General features: G+C 71.8%; 5 protein-coding genes, 1 rRNA gene and 1 pseudogene. 2 read left to right on the forward strand and 5 right to left on the reverse strand.

The window, feature by feature from the left end; genetic code table 11:
• Window positions 1-7: 7 nt before the first annotated feature.
• Window positions 8-124: ribosomal RNA gene (gene rrf, locus ACTWQJ_RS44570) — 5S ribosomal RNA — on the forward strand.
• A gap of 57 nt (window positions 125-181) precedes the next feature.
• Here the strand turns inward: rrf and ACTWQJ_RS44575 are convergent.
• The 5 genes from ACTWQJ_RS44575 to ACTWQJ_RS44595 are packed head-to-tail and all read right to left on the reverse strand — an operon-like array spanning window position 182 to window position 5837.
• Window positions 182-1492 (reverse strand): DUF58 domain-containing protein, encoded by a 1311-nt coding sequence (locus tag ACTWQJ_RS44575; RefSeq protein WP_443312102.1) that lies wholly within the window; start codon window positions 1490-1492, stop codon window positions 182-184.
• A complete protein-coding gene (locus ACTWQJ_RS44580; RefSeq protein WP_443312106.1) occupies window positions 1492-2481 on the reverse strand; it encodes an AAA family ATPase in 990 nt (329 codons plus the stop codon). Before ACTWQJ_RS44580 ends, ACTWQJ_RS44575 begins: the two co-directional genes overlap by 1 nt.
• Window positions 2481-3677, reverse strand: coding sequence for a DUF4350 domain-containing protein (locus ACTWQJ_RS44585; protein WP_443312103.1), 1197 nt, complete (start codon window positions 3675-3677; stop codon window positions 2481-2483). Before ACTWQJ_RS44585 ends, ACTWQJ_RS44580 begins: the two co-directional genes overlap by 1 nt.
• Complete coding sequence (locus ACTWQJ_RS44590; RefSeq protein ID WP_443312104.1) at window positions 3674-4492, reverse strand: DUF4129 domain-containing protein; 819 nt, start codon at window positions 4490-4492, stop codon at window positions 3674-3676. Before ACTWQJ_RS44590 ends, ACTWQJ_RS44585 begins: the two co-directional genes overlap by 4 nt.
• A gap of 4 nt (window positions 4493-4496) precedes the next feature.
• Window positions 4497-5837, reverse strand: a complete 1341-nt coding sequence (locus ACTWQJ_RS44595; RefSeq protein WP_443312105.1) for a hypothetical protein — start codon at window positions 5835-5837, stop codon at window positions 4497-4499.
• 140 nt (window positions 5838-5977) lie between these two features.
• Here ACTWQJ_RS44595 and ACTWQJ_RS44600 point away from each other — a divergent pair.
• Window positions 5978-6274: pseudogene (locus ACTWQJ_RS44600) on the forward strand (S-methyl-5-thioribose-1-phosphate isomerase); the annotation flags it as partial.

The raw sequence follows: 6274 nt of genomic DNA on the forward strand, positions 1-6274 counted from the left end.
ACAGTGTTTCGGTGGTCATAGCGTGAGGGAAACGCCCGGTTACATTCCGAACCCGGAAGCTAAGCCTCACAGCGCCGATGGTACTGCAGGGGGGACCCTGTGGGAGAGTAGGACACCGCCGAACAATCATTGAGAAGACCCCCGGCCGGGGATACCGGCTCGGGGGTTTTCTGCGTTTCCCTCACAGCCGCCCCGCCGTCTTCAGGGACAGATAAGCATCGGCCAGGGCCGGGGCCAATTCGTCGGGAGTCGCGTCGACGACCGTAACACCATGCCGGCGGAGTTGTTCGGCGGTGCGATGGCGTTCGGATTGGGCCTGGGCAGCGGCTGCGGCGTCGTAGACGGATTCGGCGTCGCCGCGAGACGTTGCCATGCGGGCGATATGGGGATCTGCCACTGATGCCACCAGGACTGTGTGGCGCTGGGTGAGCCGAGGGAGGACGGGCAGCAGGCCTTCCTCGACCGGGGCCGCGTCGAGGGTGGTGAGCAGCACGATCAGGGAGCGGCGAGGGGCTGTCCGGAGTGCTGTGGCCGTGAGACCCCGGGCGTCCGTTTCGATCAGCTCGGGCTCAAGGGTCGCCATGGCGTTGACCAGGGAAGGGAGGACGTCGCCTGCCGTACGGCCCTGGACGAGAGCGCGTACTCGGCGGTCGTATGCGAGCAGGTCGACGCGGTCGCCGGCGCGCGACGCGAGGGCCGCCAGGAGCAGGGCCGCGTCCATCGAGGCGTCGAGCCGTGGGGCGTCGCCTACGCGGCCGGCGGAGGTGCGGCCGGTGTCGAGGACGAGGAGGATGCGGCGGTCGCGCTCGGGCCGCCAGGTGCGTACGGCGACCGTGGACTGGCGGGCTGTGGCGCGCCAGTCGATCGAGCGGGTGTCGTCGCCGGGGACGTATTCGCGAAGGCTGTCGAATTCCGTGCCCTCGCCGCGCTGCAGCACGCTCGTGCGACCGTCGAGTTCGCGTAGGCGGGCGAGTTTGGAGGGGAGGTGCTTGCGGCTGGTGAAGGGGGGCAGGACGCGTACCGTCCAGGGGACTTTGTGAATGCCCTGGCGGCTGAACAGGCGCAAGGGGCCGTATGAGCGGATGGTCACTCGGTCGGCTTGGCGGTCGCCGCGGCGGGTGGGGCGTAGGCGGGTCGTGATGCGGCGGCGTTCACCGGCGGGGACCGTCAGGTGGTGGCGGGAGGCTGCCACCTCGGTGCCGGGGGGCCAGCTGCTGGGGGGCCAGGCATCGCGGAGGTCGGCACGGAGTGGCCGGCGGGACGGGTTGCTGACCGTGAGAGTGACGTCGGCTGTTTCACCCAGGCGTACCGAGGTGTCGCCGGAGCGGGTCAGGCTCAGGCGTCGTACGGGTGCTGCGAGGGCGAAGTCGCAGGCACAAGCGATCGCCAAGGGTGCGTTGACGGCGAGGATGCCCGTCCAGCTGGGTTCCCACAGGCCGACGGGGAGAGAGCCGAGGGCCGCGAGGAGGGCGGCGCGTCCGGTGAGTGCCATCAGCGGGGTACGGGGACGTGGGCGAGGATGGCGTTGATGACGGAGTCGCCTGTCACGCCTTCCATCTCGGCCTCCGGGCGGAGTTGGACGCGGTGGCGGAGCGTGGGAAGGGCCAGGGCTTTCACATCGTCCGGGATGACGTAGTCGCGGCCGGTCAGCCAGGCCCACGCGCGGGAGGTGGCGAGCAGGGCGGTGGCTCCGCGGGGGGAGACGCCGAGGGTGAGTGACGGCGATTCGCGGGTGGCTCGGCAGATGTCGACCACATAGGCGGTGATCTCCGGGGACACCGTGGTCTTGGCGACCGCCGCGCGGGCGGCCTCCAGGACGGCTGGGCCCGCTACGGGGCGTACGCCGGCTGCGCGCAGGTCGCGAGGATTGAAGCCCTCGGCGTGGCGGGTGAGGACATCGATCTCGTCCTGGCGGGAGGGGAGGGGGATGGTGAGCTTGAGGAGAAAGCGGTCCAGCTGGGCTTCGGGGAGTGGGTATGTGCCCTCGTACTCGACGGGGTTCTGGGTCGCGGCGACCAGGAACGGCTCGGGGAGGGGGCGTGGGACGCCGTCGACCGTGACCTGGCGTTCCTCCATGGCTTCGAGGAGGGACGACTGGGTCTTGGGCGGGGTGCGGTTGATCTCGTCGGCGAGGAGGAGGTTGGTGAAGACCGGGCCGGGCTGGAAGGAGAACTCGGCGGTGCGGGTGTCGTAGACCAGGGAGCCGGTCACGTCGCTGGGCATGAGGTCGGGGGTGAACTGGACGCGCTTGGTGTCGAGTTCGAGTGCCGAGGCGAGGGCGCGGACGAGCAACGTTTTGGCGACCCCGGGGACTCCTTCCAGTAGAACGTGTCCGCGGCAGAGGAGTGCGACGACGAGACCGGTCACGGCGGGGTCCTGGCCGACCACAGCCTTGGCGATCTCGGCGCGCAGGGCCTCCAGGGCAGCTCGGGCGTTGCCCGGGTCCCTGGTCTGCCCGGCGTTGTCAGTGGTCGGGTCCATCATGGACGGCGTACCTCTCTTTCGAGGGCGTCGAGTTGGTCGGCGAGGGCGATGAGGGCCGCGTCGTCGCTGGGCGGCGGGCCGAAGAGGAGGGTGTGCAGGGACTGGCCGTCGCTGTGGAGATGAGCGGACAGGGCGGGGAGCAGGGCTTCGGGCGCGTGCGCCTGGGCGACGGGGACGCCTACGAGGGGAGCAAGGCGAGTGCGGGTGGTGGAGCGGAGAGCGGCGGCCGCGCGGTCGTGGGCGTTCGCCTTGCGGTAGAGGCGGGCGCGACCTTCGACGGTTTCGGAGGCGCGGATCGCCACGGGGAGTTTTTCGGGCACCAGAGGGCCGAGTCGGCGTGCTCGCCACAGGGCGGCGAGGGCTGCGGCGATGAAGAGCTGCAGGGTGCCCCAGAGCCAGCCCGAGGGGAGGAGTTCGAAAAGGGTCTGGTCGTCGTCCTGGTCGGCGGCCGAGGTGTCGGAAAGCGAGGGGAGGTACCAGACCAGATGGGGGCGCGAGCCGAGGAGTTGGAGGGCGAGCGAAGCGTTGCCCTGCTCGTCGAGGCGGTCGTTGAAGAGGATGTCGGGCGCGCCGAGGACGACGGTGTCTCCATCCCCGGATGCGTCTGGGACGCGGATCAGGGTGGCCAGGCGTTCGCTGGGGTAGCACTGGTCGGCATCGAGGTGGGTGGTGGTGTAGCGCAGGCCGCCCGTGTCGGCGGTGCCGGCGCGCTGCGCGGCGGGGAAGTCACAGTTGGGGGCGAGTGTCGACTCGAGGCTGGTGGCGGGGTCCGCGGTGACGCCGGGGGCGAGCTGCTCGACGGAGGAGCTGCCGGCGGCAACGAGGACGGTACGTCCGCCGGATTCGGCGATCGTGGAACGCAGCACGGTTTGTTGACGGCTCGTCAGCAGGTCGGGGACCGCGACCAGGAGGGTGGTGTCCGGGGCGGCTGCGGCGCGTGCCGCGTCCAGGGTGGTGACCACGCGGGTGGACACGCCGCGTTCGGCGAGGAGTTCGGCGATGGCGCGGCTGCCCTGGGGGTCTGCGGAGCGCGGGTCGAGGCTGCCGCGGTGGGTGTCGGAGCGGATCAGGGCGATCACGACGGCGGCCGCCAGGAGGAGGACGAGGGCGAGTGCGACGCCTCGCGTGCGGGTCCACACCTGGCGGGGGGTGGGCGAGGTCGAGGTGGACGGGAGCGTGGCCTCGGCGGTCATCCGGCGGCTCCCTGGCGGGTGGTGTGGTCGGCGCTGTGGGCGTTGCTGCTGGTGAGCTGTGGTTTGGTGCGTTCCAGGTCGCGGTCGAGTTCGGCGATGCGGCGGTACGACTGCTCGGTCGCCGCGCGTCCGCCGTATGTCACGTCGTCGAAGTCCCGGGCGGCGGCGCGCAGTCGGTCGGTGTGGGAGGGCAGGGCACGGCCTGCTTCCGCGGCCGCCTCGTCGGCGGTGCGGCCGGGGCGGGCGTCGAGGAGGGCGCGTTCCTCCAGAGAGCGGACGATGGCCCGCATGCGTTCCTGGAGGGCCCGGTTCCAGTGGTGCTGGGCAGCGTGGGCCTCGGCGGCCGCGCGATGTTCGGCTGCACTGCGGGGGCGGTCGTCGAACAAGGTGGCGGAAGAGGTCGGTTGGCGGCGCGGGGTGCCCAGGCGCCACCACAGGGCAGCCAGGACGGCGACGACGGCGATGATGACGACGACCAGGCCGAGCGCGCCTCCGGGTGTGGCAGCGGACGCGGCGCCCAACAGGTCGTTGACCCAGCCCCAGAAGGCGTCAAGGGCCCGTTGGAAGAGGCCGGGGTCGTCCTCGTGGTACAGCCGCTTGGACAGCTCGCGCCGGGCCGCCTCCCGCGCGGGGTCCCGCGGGATCGTCAGCGGCGGTTCGTCGCTCGAGCCGGCGAGGACCGACACAGACGTGCCGCCGCCGTGGTGCGAAGGGCGCACGGCATGGTCGCCGGCGCGGAGCCAGGTACGCACGGCCGTGTCGGCGGCGCGCGGCAGGGCCGGCGCGGCTGTGAGGACGTCCCCGGCCAGGCTCACCGCATCAGCTCCCGGGCGTGGAGTCGGCAGTGCCGGAGCCGTAGCCCTGGACACCGGCGGCGCGGGCGAGGTCGAGGTCGAGGGCCTCGCGCCGGATGCGCTGGTCGATGTAGAGGAGCACGGTCACGCCTGCCGTGATCGGGAACGTGATCATGGAACCGATCACCGAGCCGATCCCGCTGATGATCAGGAACGTCCAGCCGAAGTCGCCGGTGCCCTCCAGGAAGCCGCTGACGCCGTCACCGCTGAGCGCTGCGGCGAGGAACCCGAAGGGGATGACGACGATCGCAGCGACGATGTTCGCGATGATCGTGGCGAGCAGCTGGATGCCGAAGACCCGCCACCAGGAGCCGCGCACGAGCTTCGCGGAGCGGCTCATCGCCTTCATGATGCCCTGCTTCTCCAGCATCAGCGCCGCGGAGGCCAGGGAGAAGCGGATCATCAGCCACAGGGCGACGACACCGGTGCACAGGCTGCCCAGGACGATGAGTCCGGCGCCGGCGGCGCCCCCTCCCGCCAGTGCCACGAGGATGCCGGGGACGGCACCCACGAAGGCGACTCCAACGGCGATGAGGAGCAACAGGAAGATCAGGCCGAACAGTTTCACCACCCGTGGACGGGCGTCGCCCCAGGCCTCAGCTGTGGTCACGGGCTTGCCGAGGACCGCACGGCTGGTCACGGTGGTGAGCAGCGCGGTCGCCGCGACGGTGCCGATCAGGGAGATCAGGAAGACGACTCCGGAGCTGAGCAGCGCGTCGCCCAGGGCGCGGGTCAGTTCGCCGAGGGTGGCGCTCGGGTCGTTGAGGGCCTCCGTGCTGGTCCTGTCGTTCAGGACGAGGCCCTGGAGCAGGATGACGACGATCTCCGTGACGACCGCGACCGTCAGCGAGATGCCGAGCACGGTGCGCCAATAGGTGCGCATCGTGGAGACGGCGCCGTCGAGGATCTCGCCGACGCCGAGCGGGCGCAGGGGGATCACGCCGGGCTTGGCCGCGGGCGGGGGACCGCCCCACTGGCCGCCCCAGCCGCCGTGTCCTCCGGGGCCTTGCCAGTTGCCGTGGCCGCCGCCGTACCCGCCGGGGGGCCGGCTGCCCCAGCCGGGACCGGGCGGTGGGGGCGGCGGTGCCTGGCCCGGGCCCGGGGAGCCGCCCGGGGCGGACCACTGGGCGGGTGGCGGCTGCTCCTTGGACCACTTCGAGCCGGGGTCCTGCGGCTGCGGGCCCGGCTGGTCCGCGGGCTGTGCGGGGGTCGGCTGGTCGGGCTGTTCGGCAGGGCCGGACGTGCCGGGTTCCTGCCCGTCGGACGGGGCGGATCCGGGCGAGGCCCAGCCCGGCGTGTCTTTCATCGTCGCTCCTTCACGGTGCCCGTCCGCTGTCGCGGCGGCAGGTTGGCAGACATCGTGCCATGGGGTGGTGGCCCAGGGACCGGCCGCGGTATGGGCTGCACACCTTCAATTGTCCGCCGTACTGCGGGCAGACTGACCGCATGGCTGATCAGTACGCGCAATCCGGCGAGGACAAACCGCCGAACGGGATACCGGCGATCCGTTGGGAAGAGCCCCCCGAGGGTCCGGTCGTGGTCCTGCTCGACCAGACAAGGCTGCCGGCCGAAGAGGTCGAGATGGTCTGTACGGACGCACCCGCGCTGGTGGAGGCGATCCGCTCGCTCGCCGTGCGCGGGGCGCCATTGCTCGGCATCGCGGGCGCGTACGGCGTCGCGCTCGCCGCCGCGCGCGGGTTCGACGTGGACGAGGCCGCAAATGCACTGGCGGGCGCCCGGCCC

Source organism: Streptomyces sp. KR55, from assembly GCF_052245645.1.
GTDB classification, from domain to species: domain Bacteria; phylum Actinomycetota; class Actinomycetes; order Streptomycetales; family Streptomycetaceae; genus Streptomyces; species Streptomyces flavusporus.

What these genes read in the sequence shown, in the direction of transcription:
- ACTWQJ_RS44575 (WP_443312102.1), bottom strand. Translation starts at nt 1,492, where the DNA reads ATGGCACTCACCGGACGCGCCGCCCTCCTCGCGGCCCTCGGCTCTCTC.
- ACTWQJ_RS44580 (WP_443312106.1), bottom strand. Translation starts at nt 2,481, where the DNA reads ATGGACCCGACCACTGACAACGCCGGGCAGACCAGGGACCCGGGCAAC.
- ACTWQJ_RS44595 (WP_443312105.1), bottom strand. Translation starts at nt 5,837, where the DNA reads ATGAAAGACACGCCGGGCTGGGCCTCGCCCGGATCCGCCCCGTCCGAC.
- ACTWQJ_RS44585 (WP_443312103.1), bottom strand. Translation starts at nt 3,677, where the DNA reads ATGACCGCCGAGGCCACGCTCCCGTCCACCTCGACCTCGCCCACCCCC.